The organism is Pseudomonas sp. MWU349 (assembly GCF_017947325.1).
GTDB classification, from domain to species: Bacteria; Pseudomonadota; Gammaproteobacteria; order Pseudomonadales; family Pseudomonadaceae; genus Aquipseudomonas; species Aquipseudomonas protegens.
Genome location: NZ_JAFEVP010000005.1, coordinates 16,091 through 36,546 on the forward strand (window position 1 = coordinate 16,091; position 20,456 = coordinate 36,546).

The window sequence follows — 20,456 nt, forward strand, 5'->3', positions numbered from 1 at the left end:
GGTCAGCTATTTGCATTGCCCTCCAGCGCTTGCCGCCCCAGCCCCCACAACAAGATGGAGCTCCAATTCATGCATACACGCCCGTTGCACAAGTTGCTCTGCACCCTGGCCGCCGCCATCGGCCTGAGTGCCAGCCTTTCCGCCAGCGCCGCCGATCCGCTGAAGGTCGGTTTCGTCTACATCGGCCCCATAGGCGATCACGGCTGGACCTATCAGCATGAACAGGGGCGCAAGGCCCTGGTGGAAAAATTCGGCGACCAGATCAAGACCAACTACGTGGAGAACGTAGCCGAAGGCGCCGACGCCGAGCGGGTGATCCGCAACATGGCCAAGGACAACTACGACCTGATCTTCACCACCTCCTTCGGCTACATGAACCCCACGCTGAAGGTCGCCAGGCAGTTCCCCAAGGTGACCTTCGAACACGCCACCGGCTACAAGCAGGACAAGAACCTCGGCACCTACCTGGCGCGCACCTACGAGGGCCGCTATGTGGGTGGTTTCCTCGCGGCGAAGATGACCAAGAGCAAGAAGATCGGCTACGTCGCCTCCTTCCCCATCCCGGAGGTGATCCGCGACATCAACGCCATCCAGCTGGCCCTGAACAAGTACAACCCGGGCACCGAGATCAAGGTGGTGTGGGTCAACTCCTGGTTCGATCCGGGCAAGGAAGCCGACGCCGCCAATGCCCTGATCGACCAGGGCGCCGACGTGATCTTCCAGCACACCGACAGCCCGGCGCCGATCCAGGCCGCGGAACGCCGCGGCGTGTACGCGGTGGGCTATGCCTCGGACATGGCCCACTTCGGCCCCAAGGCGGTGCTGACCTCCATCGTCAATAACTGGGGCCCGCACTACATCCAGGCCACCCAGGGGGTCATGGACCACAGTTGGAAACCCCAGGACTACTGGGGTGGGCTGAAAGAGGGTACGGTTGAACTGCCCCTCAGCGAGCTGCTGCCGGCCCCGGTGAAAACCGAGGCCGAACAGATCATCGCCAGCATCAAGAGCGGCGAGTTCCACCCGTTCACCGGCCCGATCAAGGACCAGGCCGGGGTCGAAAAAATCGCCGCGGGGGTCAGCGCCAGCAATGCCGAACTGGCCTCGATGAACTACTACGTCGAAGGCCTGAAGGCGGACCTCCCCAAATAATCTGGTCGTCGCTGCCGGAGCATCCGCCAGCGACGACGGACCGCCAACAGGATGGGAGCATTTTCATGAATCAACTGCCGATCATCGATATCAGCCCGCTGTATCAGGATGAGCAGCAAGGCTGGGACAGTGTCGCCAAGCAGATCGACCGCGCCTGTCGCGAATGGGGCTTCTTCTACATCAAGGGTCACCCGATCGGTGCACAACGCATCGAGCAATTGCTGAGCACGGCCAAGCACTTCTTCGCCCTGCCCAGTGTTGAAAAACTCAAGATCGATATCACCCAGAGCCGTCACCATCGCGGCTACGGCGCCATCGCCACCGAGCAGCTGGACCCAAGCAAGCCCAGCGACCTCAAGGAAACCTTCGACATGGGCCTGCACCTGCCGGCCGAGCACCCGGACGTGCTGGCGGAAAAACCCCTGCGCGGGCCCAACCGCCACCCTGACCTGCCCGGCTGGCAAGCCCTGATGGAGCAGCACTACCAGGACATGCAGGCCCTGGCCCAGACCCTGCTGCGGGCCATGACCCTGGCCCTGGGCATCGAGCGTGATTTCTTCGACCGCCGCTTCCAGGACCCGGTGAGCGTGCTGCGGATGATCCACTACCCGCCGCGCCACACCGCCAGCAGCGCAGAACAGCAAGGCGCCGGCGCCCACACCGACTACGGCTGCATCACCCTGCTCTACCAGGACGCCGCTGGCGGCTTGCAGGTGCGCAACGTCAAGGGCCAATGGATCGACGCACCGCCCATCGACGGCACCTTCGTGGTCAACCTCGGCGACATGATGGCGCGCTGGAGCAACGACCGTTACCTGTCGACCCCGCACCGGGTCATCAGCCCGCTGGGGGTGGACCGCTACTCGATGCCGTTCTTCGCCGAGCCGCACCCGGACACCCGCATCGAATGCCTGCCCGGTTGCCAGGACGCAGAGCACCCGGCCCAGTACCCGGTGACCACCTGCGCCGAATTTCTCCTGTCGCGCTTTGCCGATACCTACGCCTACCGCCGGGAGCTGGAGCAGGCCTGACCGCCCCCCCGGTCAGGTTTTGCCGAACATTTGCGCCGCCAGATGTAGAATGGCGGCTTTTTCGGGCCCGGTGAAAACCTGGCGAAAGCCGCAAGCCACAGCCAGTTCCCCACAGAAGGGCACGGCCCCGGCAGCGCATCACTCTCGCAGCGCCCGCCTGCACCTGATGAGACGACACCATGTATGACTGGCTGAACGCCTTGCCCAAGGCCGAGTTGCACCTGCACCTGGAAGGTTCCCTGGAGCCGGAACTGCTGTTCGCCCTGGCCGAACGCAACAAGATTGCCCTGCCCTGGAGCGACGTCGAGACCCTGCGCAAGGCCTACGCCTTCAACAACCTGCAGGAATTCCTCGACCTGTACTACCAGGGCGCCGACGTGCTGCGCACCTCCCAGGACTTCTACGACCTGACCTGGGCCTACCTGCTGCGCTGCAAAGAGCAGAACGTGATCCACACCGAACCCTTCTTCGATCCACAGACCCACACCGACCGTGGCGTGCCGTTCGAAGTGGTGCTCAACGGCATCGCCAGCGCACTCAAAGATGGCGAGCAGCAACTGGGCATCACCAGCGGCCTGATCCTCAGTTTCCTGCGCCACTTGAGCGAAGAAGAGGCGCACAAGACCCTCGACCAGGCGCTGCCGTTTCGCGATGCATTCGTCGCCGTGGGCCTGGACAGTTCGGAAATGGGCCACCCGCCGAGCAAGTTCCAGCGGGTATTCGACCGCGCGCGCAGCGAAGGCTTCCTGACCGTCGCCCACGCCGGTGAAGAAGGCCCGCCGGAGTACATCTGGGAAGCCCTGGACCTGTTGAAGATCCAGCGCATCGACCACGGTGTACGTGCCTTCGAAGACGAGCGGCTGATGCAGCGGATCATCGACGAGCAGATCCCGCTGACTGTGTGCCCGCTGTCCAACACCAAGCTCTGCGTGTTCGACCACATGTCCCAGCACAACATCCTGCAAATGCTGGAGCGCGGGGTGAAGGTCACGGTCAACTCCGATGACCCGGCCTACTTCGGCGGCTACGTCACCGAGAACTTCCACGCCCTGCACACCGACCTGGGCATGACCCAGGACCAGGCCCGGCGCCTGGCGCAGAACAGCCTGGATGCACGGCTGGTCAAGCCGTAACGGCCTTCGCCGGCCAGCCGGCTCCTACACCAACCTGTAGGAGCCGGCTGGCCGGCGAACAGCTCCCCCCCGTCTCTATCAGCTCCCCGCCTCGCTCAACTCCTCCAGGGTCTTGCCCCGGGTTTCCATCCCGAACAGCCAGACCACCCCTGCGGCAATCACGAAGCACGCCGCCCCCAGGGCGAATACGCCGCCCTGCCCGGTCAACGGAAACACCAGCCCGGTCACCAGCGGCCCCAACAGCGAACCGATGCGCCCCACCGCCGAAGCGAACCCCGAGCCCGTGGCCCGGGCCGACGTCGGGTACAACTCGGGGGTATAGGTGTAGAGCACCGCCCACATGCCGAACAGGAAAAACTGCATCAGCAGCCCGGTGCCAATCAGCAGGCTGACGTTGCCGCCAAAGACCGCGCTCTGCCCGTAGAAGAAGGCCATGACCCCGCCGCCGAGCAAGGTCACGATGCACACCGGCTTGCGCCCCCAGCGCTCCACCAGCCAGGCCGCCATGAGGAACCCGGGAATCCCGCCCAGGGAAATCAGCACCGTGTAGTACACCGACTGGGTCACCGCAAAACCGGACTGCTGGAGCAAGGCGCTGAGCCAGGACGTCAGGCCGTAGAAGCCCAGCAGGGCGAAGAACCACAGGCTCCAGATCATCATCGTGCGCTGGCGGTAGAGCGGCGACCAGATCTGCTTCAGTGCCGAGAAAAAGTGCCCCGGCGCACTGTCGATACGCGGCAGGTGCAGCGGCTCCGGCAATTGCGCCGTGCCCAGGCAAGCACGCACCTTGTCTTCGATACCACACAGCACCCGGTCCGCGTCGGCGTGGCGCCCGGCCTGTTCCAGCCAGCGCGGCGACTCGGGAATGAAGAAGCGGATCACCAGCACGAACACCGCCGGTATCGCCAGCACCAGGAAGATGTCACGCCAGCCGATCAGCGGCAGGAGGAAATACGAGAGCACCCCGGCGGCGACGAAACCCAGGGGCCAGAAGCCGTCCATCAGGGCGATGTAGCGCCCGCGACGCTGGGCCGGAATCATCTCCGAGAGCATCGACTGGGCGATGGGAAACTCCATGCCCATGCCGATCCCCAGCAGCACCCGGAACAGGGTCAGGCTGTCCACACTCTGGGCGGTGGAACACAGGTAACTGGCCACGCCCCAGAGCACGATGCTCCATTGGAACACCGGCTTGCGCCCGAAGCGGTCGGCGAGCATGCCCGACAGCGAGGCGCCCAGCACCATGCCGAAGAAACTGGAGCTGGCCAGCAAGCCGGCCTGGGCCGAACTCAAGCCAAACTCGGTTTTGATCGAGCCGAGGAGGAAGGTCATCATCGCCAGGTCCATGGAGTCGAAGAAAAACGCCAGGGCGATGATGATGAAAATCACCCGGTGATAGCCGCTGATGGGTAGCCGTTCCAGGCGCTCTGCGGCGCTGTATTCCTGTATGCCCATGGCCGTTCCCCCGGTTGAATGCCTGATCGCCCGAGTGTGCGGGATCGAGGCCGGGACGGATGGCTGAGGACGACCTGTTCGCGTCAGGCAACGACGCCACGTGCACGCCGCCTGGGTCCGACGACAGGCCCGCGCCTAGGGACGGCGCGCGCTGATCTGCGCGCAACGCTCCTGGAGCAGGTCACGCAGCAATTTCACCGGTTTGCTCAGGTGCGCCCGATGGGTGCACAGCAGGTTCAGCGACGCGCCTTCGCAGCGCAGTTCCGGCAGCAGTATCTGCAGGCGGCCGGCCAGCACATCGGCGGCCACATCCAGCCAGGACTTGTAGGCAATCCCCTCGCCGGCCACGGCCCAGCGCCGCACCACATCGGCGTCGTCGCTCAGGCGGTCACCACTGACGGTGAGGCTCACCTCGCGCTTGCCGTCATGAAAGCTCCAGAGGTCATGAGCCCGGCTGTCGAGCATGTACAACAGGCAGTTGTGCTGGGCCAGTTGCTCCAGCTGGCGCGGCTCGCCGTAGCGGGCCAGATAACTGGGGGCGGCGCACAGCACCCGGCGGTTGTCCGGAGCCACTGGCAGCGCCACCAGGCTGGAGTCCTCCGGTTCGCCGTAACGCAGGGCAATGTCCACCGGCTGGCGGAACAGGTCGGCAATCCGGTCCCCCAGCAGCAGGCGCACGCTGAGCTTGGGATGTTCACGCTGGAACTCGTCGAGCCAGGGCAACAGCAGATTGCGGCCAAAATCCGAAGGGGCAGAAAGCTGCAACACGCCACTGACCTGATCCTGACCGCTGGCCAGCAGGCGCCGGCCTTCATCCAGGTTGCTCAACGCCGCCCGGGCGTATTCGAGAAAACCCTCGCCCTCGGCGGTGAGCCGCAAGCTGCGGGTGGAACGAGCCAGCAGGCGTGCGCCCAGGTGTTCCTCGATGCGCTTGAGGGCGGCGCTGGCCACCGCTGGCGAAAGGTCCATGACCCGGGCCGCCGCCGACAGGCTGCCCAAGTCTGCGGCACGCACGAACAACTGCAGGTCATCGAATCGCAGCATGAGGCCTTCCTGGATTATCAAAAAAATATTGAAAGAGCCTGCTCTTTTAGCCGGTTTTATCCTCGGGAGAAATAGCCAATCATCCCTCCCATCGCCCAGCACCTGAGGAAGCCCACATGTCCCAAGCCTTCACCGCGATTGCCACCCTGATCGCCAAGCCCCAGCAGCAAGACATTCTCAAGCGCGAGCTCAGCGCCCTGGTCTCGCCCAGCCGCGAGGAAAGCGGCTGCCAGTACTACGAGCTGCACCAGGATGCCGAGCAACCGGGCACCTTCTACGTGCTGGAGCGCTGGGACGATGAAGCAGCCCTGGAGTTTCACAACAACACCGCGCACTTCCGGCATTTCCTTCATCAGACCCGCGAGGCGATCGAGCACTTCGAGCTCAAGCGCCTGCAGTTGATTGTCTGAACCTTTTTTCCCTACTCATCATCAGGAACTCAACATGAAAGCCATCGCCTATTACGCTTCCCTGCCCATCGACGATCCCAAGTCCCTGCAAGACATCGAGCTGCCCGAGCCCGTGGCCGGCCCTCGCGATCTGCTGGTGGAGGTCAGGGCCATCTCGGTCAACCCGGTGGACACCAAGGTGCGCCAGAACGTCCAGCCCGAAGGCGGCGCGGCCAAGGTGCTGGGCTGGGACGTGGCCGGGGTGGTCAAGGCCGTGGGCCGCGACGTTAGCCTGTTCAAGGTCGGTGACCGAGTGTTCTACGCCGGCTCCATCGCCCGGGCCGGCGGCAACAGTGAGCTGCACACTGTGGATGAACGGATCGTCGGCCACATGCCCAAGAGCCTGGACTTCGCCGCCGCCGCCGCCCTCCCGCTGACCGCGATCACCGCCTGGGAGCTGCTGTTCGAACGCCTGCAGATCAGCCAGGAGCCGGCTGACAAAGGCCAGAGCCTGCTGATCGTCGGCGCTGCCGGCGGGGTCGGTTCGATCCTCACCCAGCTGGCCCGTCAGCTCACCGGCCTCAAGGTGATCGGCAGTGCCTCCCGCGAACAGACCCAGGCCTGGGTCCGCGAGCTGGGCGCCCATGCGGTGGTGGACCACAGCCAGCCACTGAGCGCCGAACTCCAGCGCATTGGCGCAGGCCAGGTGACCCACGTCGCCAGCCTGACCCAGACCGATGCCCACCTCGACCAACTGGTGGAAGCCCTGGCGCCCCAGGGCAAGCTGGCGTTGATCGACGATCCGAAAAGCCTCGACGTGACCAAGCTCAAGCGCAAGAGCCTGTCGTTGCACTGGGAGTTCATGTACACCCGTTCCCTGTTCGAAACCGCCGACATGCAAGAGCAGCACGTGCTGCTCAACCGGGTCGCCGAACTGATTGACGCCGGCACCTTGAAGACCACGGTCGGTGAACACTTCGGCCAGATCAACGCAGCCAACCTGCGCCGCGCCCACGCCCTGCTGGAGAGCGGCAAGGCTCGCGGCAAGATCGTCCTCGAAGGTTTCTGAGGCGTTAAGGAACGGCAGCCGGCACCGGTAAAAGGTGCTGGCTGCCGTCAGTCCGAGATTTGATTCCGGTCATATTTGTGACCGTATTCGGGTCTACACTGGGGGCCCTTGCAGCGCAGTCTTTTACCGTTAGGAGGTCAGCAATGAAGATCCTGATAAAAGAATTGGCACACCCCCTGGGCTCTCAATGGCAGGTGCGGCTCGACCAGCATGTGGTGACGTTCCGCAGCGAAGCCGAAGCCCGGGCCTTCACCCAGACCCTGCAAAGCCGCCTGCAAGCCCCCCACCCGATTCCCCAGAGCCAGCGCGCCACCGGCTGACTCAGAGCTCGGCAGCCTTCAGCGCCCGGGCATTCTGCAAGCGCCGGGTCATGACCGCCATGCTCACCGCCAGCACACCGCACAGGCTGATGACAATCGCCATCGGCATGGCGCTGCCGTCATGCAGCACACCCACCAGGTACGCCGCCCCTGCCGCCACGCTGAATTGCAGGCAACCGAGCATCGCCGAGGCGCTGCCGGCCCGTGCGCCCTGACCATTCATGGCGCAGGCCGCGGCATTGGGAATGATGCAGCCCAGGCTGGCGATACACACGAACAGCGGCAGCAGCAGCGGCCAGAGCGCACTGGTGTGCAAGGCGCTGACGCCGAGCAGGGTCAGGCCCGCTGCCAGGTAGATCCACACGGTGCGCGCCAGCAGGAACGCCGGGCCACGCTTGGCCAGCAGGCGCGCATTGATCTGCGCCACCAGGATGAAGCCCCCGGCATTGATCCCGAAGAACCAGCCGAAGTGCTCCGCTGGCACGCCGTAGAGCTTGATGAAGACAAAGGGCGAACCGGCAATGTAGGAAAACATCCCGGCAATGGCGATCCCGCCGGTCAAGGCATGGCCGAGAAATACCCGGTCCGACAGCAGCAGGCCATATTGGCGCAGCGCCCCGGACAGAGGCAGGCGCGGGCGGGTGGCCGGCATGCTTTCCGGCAGGCCCAGGGCCACTGCCAGCCCGGACAGTGCACTGAACACCGTGAGCATGATGAAGATCGACTGCCAGCCGTAGAGGTTGACCAGCAGGCCGCCCAGCATCGGCGCCAGGATCGGGGCCAGGCCCATCACCAGCATCAGTTGGGAGAAGACCTTGGCCGAACCCACCGCATCGCACTTGTCGCTGACCACGGCCCGGGAAATCACCATCCCGGCGCATCCGCCTAGGGCCTGGACAAAGCGTGCGCCGATCAGCCATTCCAGGTTCGGCGCATAGGCGCAGGCCAGGGAGGCCAGCGTGAACAGGCCCACCCCCGCCAGCAGCGGCAGGCGCCGGCCAAAGCGATCGGCCACCGGGCCATAGGCCAACTGGCCGATGGACAGGCCGAGGAAGTAGGCGGCCAGGGTCAGCTGAACGTGTTTTTCATCGGTGCCCAAAGCCAGGGCCATCGAGGGGAAAGCCGGCAGGTAGAAGTCGATGGCCAGCGGGCCGAAAGCGCTCAGAGCGCCGAGAATCAGGATTGTGCGGAGGTTCATGGCATCCAAACGAGCGTTGGTCAGCGGTCGCACAGTCTAGCCGCGCTTGGACGCCTTGAACATTCCGATAGGTCGCTAACTATATAAAAAGGCTCAGGCAACCTTGACCGCGTAGCCTTCCTCGCTGATCAGGCTGATCACCTCATCGCTGGACAGGCGGCTCTCGACCCCGACTTCCTTGGCCGCCAGATCCACCCGCACGGTGGCCGCCGGGTCCTTGCTTTGCAGCGCCTGGGTGATGGCACGCACACAGTGACCGCAGGACATGCCTTGAACGTTGAATACTTGCATTGCGCTTCTCCTGTATTGGGTTGGAGCAAGTCTTGTCCTTGCCACCGTGGCAAGGTCAAGTTCCGGATTGATCTGCCGGGCTGGAAATCGGCGGCGCGCTCGGCCAAGCTGCACGTCTTACGACATCACAGCGGGAGATTCAGCCATGCGCTGGTCAACTTTCAGCCTCGTCGGCCTCCTGGGCCTGTTCGCGGCAACCCCATCGGCGCTGGCCGCCGGAGAGGACTACGGCGTGCTGATCATTTCCAGGGAGCGGCTGGAAGTCGCCACGTCCTGCGAAATCGGCCTGTACATCCAGGACCAGCTCGCCGGCCGGCTGTTCCAGGAACAGAGCGCCTCGTTCAACCTGCCGCCGGGCAAGGTTTCCCTGCGCCTGAAACTGCTGCCAGGCCAGGCCCCGGGCTGCAACGCCGGGCTGCTTGCCCCGAGTTCCCAGGACATCAGCCTGCGGGCTGGCGACGTGCTGAAGTTCCGCATCGCCATGAACGCCTCGGGCATGTACCTCAAGCCCGCCGCCCTGGAATACTGACACCCCGCCCCCTGCCGAGCTCCCGGGGCCTGCTGTTCGCGCACTGCGAGCCGCCCCTGGGACAAAATGAAGCACCCGTGCAATGCCCCCTTGACCTTGCCTGCGTGGCAAGGTTGATCCTGTAGGCAACATTCACAGGGAGCGTCGCCATGCCTGAATCAACCACTTTCGACCTGCCGATTGCCGGCATGACCTGCGCCAGTTGCGCCGGGCGCGTAGAGCGTGCCCTGGGCAAGGTCGCCGGCATTCGCACGGTCAGCGTCAACCTGGCCACGGAACAGGCCCGGGTCGAAGCACCGCAAGACAGCCTGCCGGCCCTGCTGGAAGCCGTGGAAAACGCCGGCTACAGCGTGCCGGTGCAAGCCGTCGAACTGAGCATCGGCGGCATGACCTGCGCCACCTGCGCCGGGCGAGTCGAACGCGCCTTGAACAAACTCCCTGGCGTGCGCAGCGCCAGCGTCAACCTGGCCACCGAGCGTGCCCATGTCGAACTGCTGGGCCAGGTCGACCCGGCGCTGCTGATCAATGCCGTGACCCAGGCCGGCTACTCCGCCAGCCTGTGGCAGGCCGAGCAGAAACAGGGCGACGAGCAACAGCAGAAGCTGCGACGCGAGCGCTGGAGCCTGGTGCTGGCCATCCTCCTGGCCTTGCCCCTGGTGCTGCCAATGCTGGTGCAACCGTTCGGCCTGCACTGGATGCTTCCGGCCTGGGCCCAGTTCGCCCTGGCCACCCCGGTGCAGTTCATCTTCGGTGCACGCTTTTATGTCGCGGCCTGGAAGGCCGTGCGCGCCGGCAGCGGCAACATGGACCTGCTGGTGGCCCTGGGCACCAGCGCCGGCTATGGCTTGAGCCTGTACGAGTGGGCCACCGCCGCCGCGGGCAGCATGCCGCACCTGTACTTCGAAGCCTCGGCGGTGGTAATCGCCCTGGTACTGCTGGGCAAATACCTGGAAAGCCGCGCCAAGCGCCAGACCGCCAGTGCCATCCGCGCCCTGGAAGCCCTGCGTCCGGAGCGGGCGATCCAGGTCATCGACGGCCGCGAACAAGAAGTGGCGATCAGCGCCTTGCGCCTGGGTGACCTGGTGCTGGTCAAGCCCGGCGAGCGCTTTGCGGTGGACGGCGAAGTCATCGAAGGCCAGAGCCATGCCGATGAAGCGCTGATCAGCGGCGAGAGCCTGCCCGTGCCCAAGCAACCGGGCGACAAGGTCACCGGTGGCGCCATCAACGGCGAAGGCCGGCTGCTGGTGCGCACCCTGGCCCTGGGGTCGGAAACCGTGCTGGCGCGGATCATTCGCCTGGTGGAAGACGCCCAGGCCGGCAAGGCACCGATCCAGAAACTGGTGGATAAAGTCAGCCAGGTGTTCGTGCCCACTGTCCTGGTGCTGGCGCTGATCACGCTGGTGGGCTGGTGGCTGTACGGCGCACCGCTGGAAACCGCGGTGATCAACGCCGTGGCGGTGCTGGTGATCGCCTGCCCTTGCGCCCTGGGGCTGGCCACACCCACGGCGATCATGGCCGGCACCGGCGTGGCGGCCCGCCACGGCATCCTGATCAAGGATGCCGAAGCCCTGGAGCGGGCCCACGAAGTCAGTTCGGTGGTCTTCGACAAGACCGGCACCCTGACCTCCGGCACCCCGCGCATCGCCCATATGCAGGCGGTGCAAGGCGATGAAAACAGCGTGCTGCAATTGGCCGGTGCTCTGCAGCGCGGCAGTGAGCACCCTCTGGCCAAGGCGGTGCTGGACCTGTGCCAGGAACGCCAACTGCCGGTGGCTGACGTCAGCGCCAGCCAGTCCCTCACCGGGCGAGGCATCGCTGGCACCCTGGAGGGCCGCCAACTGGCCCTGGGCAACCGCCGTCTGCTGGAAGAAAGCGGCCTCAACCCCGGCAATCTGGCCCAGGCGGCCAGGGACTGGGAACACGAAGGCCGGACCCTGTCCTGGCTGATCGAGCAGAGCCCGCAACCCCGGGTGCTGGGCCTGTTCGCCTTTGGCGACACCCTCAAGCCCGGCGCGTTGCAGGCGGTGCAGCAACTCAATGCACGGCATATCAGCAGCCATTTGCTGACCGGTGACAACCGCGGCAGCGCCAAGGTGGTGGCCGACGCCCTGGGCATCACCGACGTGCACGCCGAAGTGCTGCCGGCGGACAAGGCGGCCACGGTGGCCGAGCTGAAAAAGACCGGCGTGGTGGCCATGGTCGGGGATGGTATCAACGACGCCCCGGCCCTGGCGGCGGCGGACATCGGCATCGCCATGGGTGGCGGCACCGACGTGGCCATGCATGCGGCCGGTATCACCCTGATGCGCGGCGATCCACGGTTGATCCCGGCGGCCCTGGAAATCAGCCGCAAGACCTACGCGAAGATCCGCCAGAACCTGTTCTGGGCCTTCGTCTACAACCTGATCGGCATCCCGCTGGCAGCCTTCGGCCTGCTCAACCCGGTGCTCGCCGGCGCGGCCATGGCACTGTCCAGCGTCAGCGTGGTCAGCAATGCGCTACTGTTGAAAACCTGGAAACCCAAAGACCTGGAGAACGCCGAATGAACATCGGCCAAGCAGCCCGAAAGAGCGGCCTGAGCGCCAAGATGATCCGTTACTACGAGTCCATCGGCCTGCTCAAGCCTGCCCATCGCAGTGACAGCGGCTATCGCCTGTATGGCGATGACGACCTGCACAGCCTGGCCTTCATCAAGCGCTCCCGGGACCTGGGGTTTTCCCTGGAGGAGGTGGGCAAGCTGCTGACCCTGTGGCAGGACCGGCAGCGGGCCAGCGCCGATGTGAAGGCCCTGGCTCGCCAGCATATCGACGAGCTGAACCAGAAGATCCGCGAGCTGGCAGGGCTGCGCGACACCCTGCAGGACCTGGTGGAGCACTGCCAGGGCGACCACCGCCCGGACTGCCCGATCCTCAAGGAACTGGCCTCGGGCAGTTGCTGCGGATCCTGAGCCTGTGACCTGCCGGTCCATGTAGCCGCTGCCGAGCCCTGGGCGAGGCTGCGAAAAGGCCCGCAGGGCCTTGCTTGGCGATCTCCCGCCAGACCTCGGCGCCCTCAAGATCCCTGCGTCCCTTCGGGCCGTGCGCAGCCTTCAGCAGCGGCTACAAGGTGCCAAGGTGCCAAGGTGCCAAGGTGCCAAGGTGCCAAGGTGCCAAGGTGCCGAGTAGTTTGCGGGAATGAAAAATCCGGCCAAGGCCGGATTTTTTATGGCATCACTGCATCCAGGGCGGAGGCGGTGGTTCTTCGGATTTGCCCGGCGGCGCATCATCCGCCGCGCGTACTGCCTGGCGACGCTCCTCGTCCAGGCGCGCCGCTTCGATCTCGCGGATCACGCTGCCGACATCCGCCAGTTCTTCGGGGTCGTCGAACTCGCCGGTCAGCACGCTGCCTGGATGCAAGGTGCCAGCCTCGTACAAGGCCCACATTTCCTTGGCATACCGGGTGCCCTTGAGTTCCGGGGCAAAACGCCCGAAATAGGACGCCATGTTGCCGACGTCACGCTCCAGCATGCTGAAGGCATGGTTGTTGCCGGCCGCATCCACCGCCTGGGGCAGGTCGATGATCACCGGGCCATCCGGGGTCAGCAGCACGTTGAACTCGGAAAGGTCACCGTGCACCAGGCCGGTACACAACATCAGCACGATCTGGGAAATCAGGAAGGCGTGATATTCACGGGCCTGGTCCGGTTCCAGCACCACATCGTTGAGCCGCGGCGCCGCATCGCCGTATTCGTCGGCCACCAACTCCATCAACAGCACACCTTCGAGGAAGTCGAACGGCTTGGGCACTCGCACCCCCGCGTTGGCCAGACGGAACAACGCCGCCACTTCGGCGTTCTGCCAGGCGTCCTCGGTTTCCTTGCGCCCGAACTTCGAGCCCTTGGCCATGGCCCGCGCCTGACGGCTGTTACGAACCTTGCGACCTTCCTGATACTCCGCCGCCTGACGGAAACTGCGTTTGTTCGCCTCCTTGTAGACCTTGGCGCAACGTAGCTCGTTGCCGCAGCGCACCACATACACAGCTGCCTCTTTACCACTCATGAGTGGGCGCAGCACCTCGTCTACCAGACCGTCTTCGATCAGCGGTTCAATGCGTTTTGGAGTCTTCATCAGCTTTTATTGTGGGTCCCTTGTTACCAAACACGCGAAAGTCACTCGTTATACGGCAATCCTCCCACGACGGGAAAGGGCTGCCGACCACCGAGCGACAGCAATGCACTCAATGTGCCAGATCAATCCCTCGACGCCGCCGAGGATCATAGCCGAGACGGCGTCCGCAACCGTCCATCAGCGGCAGCAAGGCCAGCCCCTTCGCAAGCCTGTCCGCGGAAGTTTTTTTCTGCCTGCGGCTCAATATTGCCCGGCGCCAGCCGAAGCCCTCAGAGAGACAGGGAGTTTGTCCGACAATCCAATAAAGACGTCAGCCACCGGCCAAGGTTCGATCGCCGCGGGCTCGACTTCACCCCAGGGATGCAATCAGCGTCATCTTTCAAGCTGCCGATAAATCCGCGAGTCGCCTGCACTTCGTGGTCTTACAAAAAACTGGAGCGCGGATGAACATCAAACAGAAATTGACCTGGGCCTTCGCCGTCATCGCCAGCCTGCCCGTGGTGCTGGTGGCCACGCTGGTGGTGATCAACCTGCGTAGCGAGGCCGAAAACACCTTCGTCGACGGCAGCGGCCGCGAGATCCGCCAAGTGGCCAACGCCATGCAGCTGTTCTTCGAAGGCATCAGCCAGAACATCGATTACCTGGCGGCGCAACCGCTGCTCACCCAGGCCGGCGACAACCTCAAGACCTGGATGAGCGCCGATGCGGCGAAGGCCCCGGAAGGCGAGCAGGACAAACGCATCTTCGAGCTGTTTGCCGCCATGGCCGCCAGCCATCCGGCCTATGCCTATGTGTCCTATGGCGTGAGCAACGGCGGCTACGTCTCCTGGCCCGCCGACCTGAAGCTGGCCAACTACGACCCCCGCGTACGCCCCTGGTACAAGACCGCCCAGGCCAACCCGGGCAAGACCCTGCGCACCGAGGCCTATTACTGGGCCAGCGACGATGCGGTGCTGGTCAGCACCGTGCGCTCCCTGGCCAACCAGTTGGGGCCTCAGGGCGGCGTGGTCGCAGTCGACGTGTCGCTCAAGCAGCTCACCGAAATCGTCAAACAGATCAAGCTGGGCGAATCGGGCTACCTGATGCTGATGGAAAACAACGGTACGGTGCTGGTGGATCCCAAGCAGCCGGAGCACAACTTCAAGGCCCTGGGCAGCCTCGGCGAGGGTTACGCGCAACTGGCCAAGGCCGGCAAGGGCCTGGTGCAGGTGGAGCTGGGCGGGGAGCACTACATGGCCAACGTCTGGCCTTCGGAGCAACTGGGCTGGACCTTCATCGGCCTGATCAAGCAGAAGGAAGTCATGGGCGCGGCCACCGAGCTGACCTGGATCATCGCCGGTATTGCCGCGATCCTGGCGGTGCTGTTCGCAGTGCTCGGGGCGAGTTTCGCCAGCCTCATCGTGCGGCCGATCCGCGGCGTGGCCAGTGGCTTGGAAGGCATTGCCCAAGGCGAAGGCGATCTGACCCGCAGCCTGAATATCCGTGGCAGCGACGAAACCGCGCAGTTGGCCAACTGGTTCAACCAGTTCCTGGCGGCAATCCGCAACCTGATCCAGAGCATCGGCCAGGCCGCGCAGAAGATCCTCGCCACCTCCCACAGTTCGACCCAGGTCTCCAGCGACATGGCCGAAGCCGCCGGGCGCCAGCGCGAAGCGGTGGACATGGTGTCCACCGCCTTCCACGAAATGGTCGCCACCGCCAACGAAGTGGCCCGCTCCTGCAGCCAGGCCGCCGAGTCGGCGGACAGCGGCCAGCGCCAGGCCCGGGAAGGCCAGCAGCAGATCGATGACGCGGTGCACAGCGTCGACCGCCTGAGCCAGGAGATCGAACAGTCGGCGCAGTCGATGCAGCAACTGGAACGCGACAGCACGGACATCCAGTCGATCCTCGGCACCATCCGCTCGATCGCCGAACAGACCAACCTGCTGGCGCTGAATGCGGCCATCGAGGCCGCCCGGGCCGGGGAGCAGGGTCGCGGTTTTGCCGTGGTGGCCGACGAGGTGCGGGCCCTGGCCAAGCGTACCGCCGACTCCACTGCCGAGATCGACGGGCTGCTGGGCAACCTGGCCAAGCGCACCAGCGCGGTAACCCAGCAGATGCACGCCAGCCTGGAAGTGTCCCAGCAATCGGTGAACCGCATCGGCCTGGCGCGCAACAGCTTCGGGCAGATCCGCGAATCGGTGGACGTGATCCGCGACATGAACACCCAGATCGCCACCGCCGCCGAAGAGCAGCATCAGGTAGCCGAGGACATCAACCGGCACATCAGCCAGATCCATGGCGATGCGCAACGGGTGGCGGAACTGGCGAACGCAGCACGCCTGGACTCCCAGAGCCTGGCGGGGCTGTCCAATGAACTGGATGCCCTGGTACGGCGCTTCAAGACCTGAAGACGTTTTCATCGGCACGCCGGCTCCTGCGGATGGGCGGCATTTCTGTGTAGGAGCCTGCGTGCCGGGGAAAGCCACGAACCTCAGCGTTCGATGATCGCCGTCACACCCTGGCCGCCCGCGGCGCAGATGGAAATCAGCCCGCGCCCCTGCCCCGCCACGCTCAGCAGCTTCGCCAGGTTGGCGACGATGCGCCCGCCGGTAGCGGCAAACGGGTGCCCTGCCGCCAGGGAACTGCCTTTGACGTTGAGCCGGGCGCGATCGATGCTGCCCAGAGGTGCCTCCAGGCCCAGCCTGGCCTTGCAGTACTCGGGGTCTTCCCAGGCCTTGAGAGTGCACAGCACCTGGGCGGCGAAGGCTTCGTGGATCTCGTAGTAGTCGAAGTCCTGCAGGCTCAGGCCATTGCGCGCCAGCAAGCGCGGCACGGCGTATACCGGCGCCATCAACAGCCCTTCGGCGCCGTTGACGAAATCCACCGCCGCGGCCTCGCCGTCGCGCAGGTAGGCAAGAACCGGCAGGCCCCGCTCCCTGGCCCAGGCCTCACTGCCCAGCAGCACCAGCGAGGCGCCATCGGTCAGGGGCGTGGAGTTGCCCGCCGTCAGCGTGCCGCTGGCGCTACGATCGAAGGCCGGCTTGAGGCTGGCGAGCTTCTCCAGGGTCAGGTCCGGGCGCAGGTTGTTGTCCCGGGTCAGGCCGAGGAAGGGAGTGATCAGGTCGTCCTGCCAGCCTTCGGCGTAGGCGGCGGCCATTTTCTGATGGCTTTCCAGGGCCAGTTGATCCTGATCGGCGCGGGCAATGTTCCAGGTCTTGGCCATCTGCTCGCAGTGCTCGCCCATGGACAAGCCCGTGCGCGGCTCACCATTGCGCGGCAGTTCCGGCTTGAGGTGATGGGGCCGCAGTTGCAGCAGGGTCTTGAGCTTGTCGCCGGTGCTCTTGGCGCGGTTGGCCTGCAACAGGATCTTGCGCAAGCCTTCGTTGACCCCGATCGGCGCATCCGAAGTGGTATCCACCCCGCCGGCGATGCCGCAGTCGATCTGCCCCAGGGCAATCTTGTTGGCCACCAGCAGCGCCGCTTCCAGGCCTGTGCCGCAGGCCTGCTGGATATCGTAGGCCGGGGTGGTGGGCGAAAGCCGCGAGCCGAGCACGCATTCGCGGGTCAGGTTGAAGTCCCGGGAATGCTTGAGCACCGCACCGGCGGCCACCTCGCCAAGGCGCAGGCCGTGCAGGTTGTAGCGCTCGATCAGGCCCTCCAGGGCGGCGGTGAGCATCGCCTGGTTGCTGGCGGTGGCATAGGGGCCGTTGGAACGGGCGAAGGGGATACGGTTGCCGCCGATAATCGCGACGCGACGCAGCTGTGTCATGGAAAGCTCCCTATTCTGTGAGTGCGACTGCGGTGGGTACCTCCTCCAGCGTAGGAGGGATCTGGCTGATCGAACGACCCAGGGCCATTCATGGTCCACACTTTGAACCCCAACCTTCGGAGTGCGTTCCATGTCTGACCGTTATATCGACTTCGCCAACTCGTCCATCGGCCAGCGCCTGGTCGGGGCCCTTGGCCTGCCGTCGCCGGTACGCCTGGAGCGCTGGCAAGCCGGTCGCCTGCGGCCCATCGAAGGTGCGCTGTTGCTCGGCGGCGGCGCGCTGGCACAGCAGGTGGCCGCCCTGGCGCCGCGCCTGACCGATGGCATCTACAGCTATGGCGCCGACCCGTCCCTGGCCACCCCCTGGATTCCCGGCCACGGGCCCAGGCTCAAGGCCGTGGTGTTCGACGCCAGCGAGCTGCTGCACACAGACCAGCTCAAGCAATTGCGAGAGTTCTTCCAGCCACTGCTGAGAAACCTCGAGCCCAGCGCCCACCTGGTCATCCTCGGGCGTGCCCCGGAAAGCCTTGACGAGCCCTTCGCCGCCAGCGCCCAGCGCGCCCTGGAAGGCTTCAGCCGCTCCCTGGCCAAGGAACTGCGCAACGGCGCCACCCTGCAATTGCTGTACGTGGCGCCCGGAGCGGAAGAACAGCTGGAAGGCGCCTTGCGCTTCTTTCTCTCGCCCAAGAGCGCCTACGTTTCCGGGCAGGTGATCCGCTTGCAGCCTTGCGCGACCCAGGTCCAGGACTGGAGCCGCCCCCTGGCCGGGCGCAAGGCCCTGGTCACCGGCGCCGCCCGCGGCATTGGTGCGGCCATCGCCGAAACCCTGGCCCGGGATGGTGCCCAGGTCCTGCTGCTGGACGTGCCCCAGGCCAAGGCCGATCTGGAAGCCCTGGCGGCCCGTCTCGGCGGCCGCGCCATCTGCCTGGACATCTGCGCCGAAGACGCTCCGGCACAGTTGATCGAGCAACTGCCGGAGGGCGTCGACATCCTGGTGCACAACGCCGGCATCACCCGGGACAAGACCCTGGCCAACATGACCCCGGAATACTGGGACGCGGTGCTGGCGGTGAACCTCAATGCGCCCCAGGTGCTGACCCAGGCCCTGCTGGACAGCGCACGCCTGCACGACCATGGCCGAGTGATCCTGCTGGCCTCCATCAGCGGCATCGCCGGCAACCGCGGGCAAACCAACTACGCCGCCAGCAAGGCCGGGCTCATTGGCCTGGCCCAGGCCTGGGCGCCGCTGCTGCACGCCCGGGATATCAGCATCAATGCCGTGGCGCCGGGCTTCATCGAGACCCAGATGACCGCCAAGGTCCCCTTCGCCCTGCGCGAAGCTGGAAGGCGCATGAGCTCCCTGGGCCAGGGCGGCCTGCCCCAGGACGTTGCCGAAGCGGTGGCCTGGCTCGGCCAGCCGGGTAGCGGCGCCGTCAGCGGGCAGGCCCTGCGGGTCTGCGGGCAAAGTCTCTTGGGGGCCTGAAAATGACTGCACACTGGCATGAACTGAACCTGCCCGCGTCCCTGGCGCCGCTGTTTCTCAAGGCGGCAATGCGCCGACGGATCAACGGCACGCAGTTACCCGAATACGGCCTGCGCTGCTGGATCAGCCTGGCCCCCGGGCAACTGGCGGCCTACTGCAAGGTCTGCGGCTTTGCCGATAACGGCCTGCTGCCCGCGACCTACCCCCATGTACTGGCGTTTCCCTTGCAGATGCAGTTGCTCACTGCCCGGGACTTTCCATTTCCACTGCTGGGGCTGATTCACCTGGGCAACAGGATTCGTGTGCTGCGCCCCATGGGCAATGTCAGCAGTGTTCGAATCGGGGTCCAGGTATGCAACCTGCAACCCCACGCCAAAGGCGCAACATTCGACCTGGTGACCACAGGGGACGATTTGCTGGGCCCCCTCTGGGAAGCGCAAAGCCGCATGCTCTGCCGTGGAGTCAAGCTGGCGGGAGAACCTTCCAGCCAACACCTGCCCAACGCCCGCAACCTGGCCGAAGTCGCCTGCTGGCGCGCCGAGCGCGATATCGGCCGGCGCTACGCCAGGGTTTCCGGCGACTACAACCCGATCCACCTGAGCGCCTGGAGCGCCCGGCTGTTTGGCTTTCCCCAGGCCATCGCCCATGGCCTGTGGAACAAGGCGCGCACCCTGGCAGCCCTGAGCGAGCATCTGCCAGCAGCGAACATCGAAGTGACAGTGCAGTTCATGAAGCCCGTGCTGCTGCCCGGCGAAGTGCGCCTGCTGGCCAGTGCCGGGGGTTCAAGTGGAGAACTGCAGTTGCTGGGCAGCGGCGAGTTGCAGCATATGCTGGGCAACTGGCAGCCCATTGCCTGAGGGGCCTCAGCCCCGGCGGATCAGCAGCACCCCGACGACGATCAGCAGCAATCCGGCAATCTTGCCGAGGCTGACCGGCGCTTCCCGAAACCCTACCCAGCCAAAGTGGTCCAGCGCCAGAGCCATGCTCAACTGGCCGGCCAGCACCAGCGCCATGAACAGCAGGGCGCCGACCCGCGGCCCGGCAAAGGCGGCGGTGGTTATGAAAAACGCCCCCAGCAGGCCGCCGCACCAATGCCACCAGGTCAGGCCCTTGAGGGCACCCAGGGTGGGCATTTCACGCTGCAGCACCACCAGCACCAGCAGCGCTGCAGTGCCGACGAAAAAAGAGATCAGGGCCGCAGCCAACACCCCGCCGACCTGCTTGGCCAGTTGACCGTTGATTCCGGCTTGCAGGGCGAGAAAGGCCCCGGCAACAAACGGCAGGCACAGCAGCCACCAGACAGGCGTCAGCATATTGAGCTCCAGAGAGTTTTGGGGGGCGCAGTATAAACCAGGCCACCATCCCATCCCCCTGCCAGCCACTAAACGCCGGCGAAAACGTGCAAGTACCGCGAGCTCAGCACAAAAACAGCCTATTAATTGTGTGTATATAACTTTAGTTTAACGAGCACTTTTAAAAGACCCTACAAAACATCAAGCCTTTGT

At 65.1% G+C, this 20,456-nt stretch carries 19 protein-coding genes; 12 read left to right on the top strand and 7 right to left on the bottom strand.

The window, feature by feature from the left end:
* The first annotated feature begins 69 nt into the window (after positions 1-69).
* The 3 genes from KCG88_RS20180 to KCG88_RS20190 all read left to right on the top strand — a co-directional run bounded on the left by KCG88_RS20180 (position 70) and on the right by KCG88_RS20190 (position 3,316).
* The gene (locus tag KCG88_RS20180; RefSeq protein WP_047283787.1) at positions 70-1,152 is read left to right on the top strand and encodes a BMP family ABC transporter substrate-binding protein; all 1,083 of its coding nucleotides are present in this window, start codon (positions 70-72) and stop codon (positions 1,150-1,152) included.
* 65 nt (positions 1,153-1,217) lie between these two features.
* Positions 1,218-2,183 carry a 2-oxoglutarate and iron-dependent oxygenase domain-containing protein gene (locus tag KCG88_RS20185; RefSeq protein ID WP_047283786.1) on the top strand — a complete coding sequence of 322 codons (966 nt, stop codon included), beginning with the start codon at positions 1,218-1,220 and terminating at the stop codon, positions 2,181-2,183.
* Positions 2,184-2,362: 179 nt separating this feature from the next.
* Entirely contained in the window at positions 2,363-3,316 is a 954-nt protein-coding gene (locus KCG88_RS20190; RefSeq protein WP_047335584.1) for an adenosine deaminase, read from the top strand.
* A gap of 78 nt (positions 3,317-3,394) precedes the next feature.
* On the opposite strand, the gene KCG88_RS20195 is transcribed toward KCG88_RS20190, so the two are convergent.
* Both KCG88_RS20195 and KCG88_RS20200 read right to left on the bottom strand, forming a co-directional pair.
* Positions 3,395-4,771 (bottom strand): MFS transporter, encoded by a 1,377-nt coding sequence (locus KCG88_RS20195; protein WP_210712984.1) that lies wholly within the window; start codon positions 4,769-4,771, stop codon positions 3,395-3,397.
* Between the two features lie 135 nt (positions 4,772-4,906).
* Positions 4,907-5,815, bottom strand: a complete 909-nt coding sequence (locus KCG88_RS20200; protein WP_047335582.1) for a LysR family transcriptional regulator — start codon at positions 5,813-5,815, stop codon at positions 4,907-4,909.
* Between the two features lie 116 nt (positions 5,816-5,931).
* Here KCG88_RS20200 and KCG88_RS20205 point away from each other — a divergent pair, with 116 nt between their 5' ends.
* The 3 genes from KCG88_RS20205 (at position 5,932) to KCG88_RS20215 (ending at position 7,593) form a co-directional block, all read left to right on the top strand.
* On the top strand, positions 5,932-6,225 hold the full coding sequence (locus tag KCG88_RS20205) for a putative quinol monooxygenase (protein WP_047283782.1): 294 nt from the start codon (positions 5,932-5,934) through the stop codon (positions 6,223-6,225).
* A 34-nt stretch (positions 6,226-6,259) separates the two neighbouring features.
* Positions 6,260-7,273 carry a zinc-binding alcohol dehydrogenase family protein gene (locus KCG88_RS20210; protein ID WP_047283781.1) on the top strand — a complete coding sequence of 338 codons (1,014 nt, stop codon included), beginning with the start codon at positions 6,260-6,262 and terminating at the stop codon, positions 7,271-7,273.
* A gap of 143 nt (positions 7,274-7,416) precedes the next feature.
* Entirely contained in the window at positions 7,417-7,593 is a 177-nt protein-coding gene (locus KCG88_RS20215; protein WP_199521927.1) for a hypothetical protein, read from the top strand.
* A gap of 1 nt (position 7,594) precedes the next feature.
* Here the strand turns inward: KCG88_RS20215 and KCG88_RS20220 are convergent, their stop codons facing one another.
* Complete coding sequence (locus KCG88_RS20220; RefSeq protein ID WP_047283780.1) at positions 7,595-8,791, bottom strand: multidrug effflux MFS transporter; 1,197 nt, start codon at positions 8,789-8,791, stop codon at positions 7,595-7,597.
* Positions 8,792-8,884: 93 nt separating this feature from the next.
* Complete coding sequence (locus KCG88_RS20225; RefSeq protein WP_011059081.1) at positions 8,885-9,082, bottom strand: cation transporter; 198 nt, start codon at positions 9,080-9,082, stop codon at positions 8,885-8,887.
* A 145-nt stretch (positions 9,083-9,227) separates the two neighbouring features.
* Here KCG88_RS20225 and KCG88_RS20230 point away from each other — a divergent pair, with 145 nt between their 5' ends.
* The 3 genes from KCG88_RS20230 (at position 9,228) to cueR (ending at position 12,558) form a co-directional block, all read left to right on the top strand.
* On the top strand, positions 9,228-9,611 hold the full coding sequence (locus KCG88_RS20230; RefSeq protein ID WP_011059080.1) for a hypothetical protein: 384 nt from the start codon (positions 9,228-9,230) through the stop codon (positions 9,609-9,611).
* Between the two features lie 149 nt (positions 9,612-9,760).
* A complete protein-coding gene (locus tag KCG88_RS20235) occupies positions 9,761-12,157 on the top strand; it encodes a heavy metal translocating P-type ATPase (protein WP_047335580.1) in 2,397 nt (798 codons plus the stop codon).
* Complete coding sequence (cueR, locus tag KCG88_RS20240) at positions 12,154-12,558, top strand: Cu(I)-responsive transcriptional regulator (RefSeq protein ID WP_011059078.1); 405 nt, start codon at positions 12,154-12,156, stop codon at positions 12,556-12,558. Before KCG88_RS20235 ends, cueR begins: the two co-directional genes overlap by 4 nt.
* A gap of 262 nt (positions 12,559-12,820) precedes the next feature.
* Here cueR and KCG88_RS20245 read toward each other — a convergent pair whose 3' ends face one another.
* Entirely contained in the window at positions 12,821-13,717 is an 897-nt protein-coding gene (locus tag KCG88_RS20245) for a PA4780 family RIO1-like protein kinase (RefSeq protein WP_011059077.1), read from the bottom strand.
* Positions 13,718-14,160: 443 nt separating this feature from the next.
* On the opposite strand from KCG88_RS20245, the gene KCG88_RS20250 reads away from it, so the two are divergent.
* Complete coding sequence (locus KCG88_RS20250) at positions 14,161-16,107, top strand: methyl-accepting chemotaxis protein (RefSeq protein WP_210712985.1); 1,947 nt, start codon at positions 14,161-14,163, stop codon at positions 16,105-16,107.
* 83 nt (positions 16,108-16,190) lie between these two features.
* Here the strand turns inward: KCG88_RS20250 and KCG88_RS20255 are convergent, their stop codons facing one another.
* Positions 16,191-17,468, bottom strand: a complete 1,278-nt coding sequence (locus KCG88_RS20255; RefSeq protein WP_011059075.1) for an acetyl-CoA C-acetyltransferase — start codon at positions 17,466-17,468, stop codon at positions 16,191-16,193.
* A gap of 130 nt (positions 17,469-17,598) precedes the next feature.
* Here KCG88_RS20255 and KCG88_RS20260 point away from each other — a divergent pair, with 130 nt between their 5' ends.
* Positions 17,599-18,951: a 3-oxoacyl-ACP reductase gene (locus KCG88_RS20260; RefSeq protein ID WP_210712986.1), complete on the top strand. Its 1,353-nt coding sequence runs from the start codon at positions 17,599-17,601 to the stop codon at positions 18,949-18,951.
* Between the two features lie 2 nt (positions 18,952-18,953).
* Complete coding sequence (locus KCG88_RS20265; RefSeq protein WP_210712987.1) at positions 18,954-19,808, top strand: MaoC/PaaZ C-terminal domain-containing protein; 855 nt, start codon at positions 18,954-18,956, stop codon at positions 19,806-19,808.
* A gap of 6 nt (positions 19,809-19,814) precedes the next feature.
* Here the strand turns inward: KCG88_RS20265 and KCG88_RS20270 are convergent, their stop codons facing one another.
* Positions 19,815-20,264 carry a DMT family transporter gene (locus tag KCG88_RS20270; RefSeq protein ID WP_047283774.1) on the bottom strand — a complete coding sequence of 150 codons (450 nt, stop codon included), beginning with the start codon at positions 20,262-20,264 and terminating at the stop codon, positions 19,815-19,817.
* Positions 20,265-20,456: the final 192 nt, after the last annotated feature.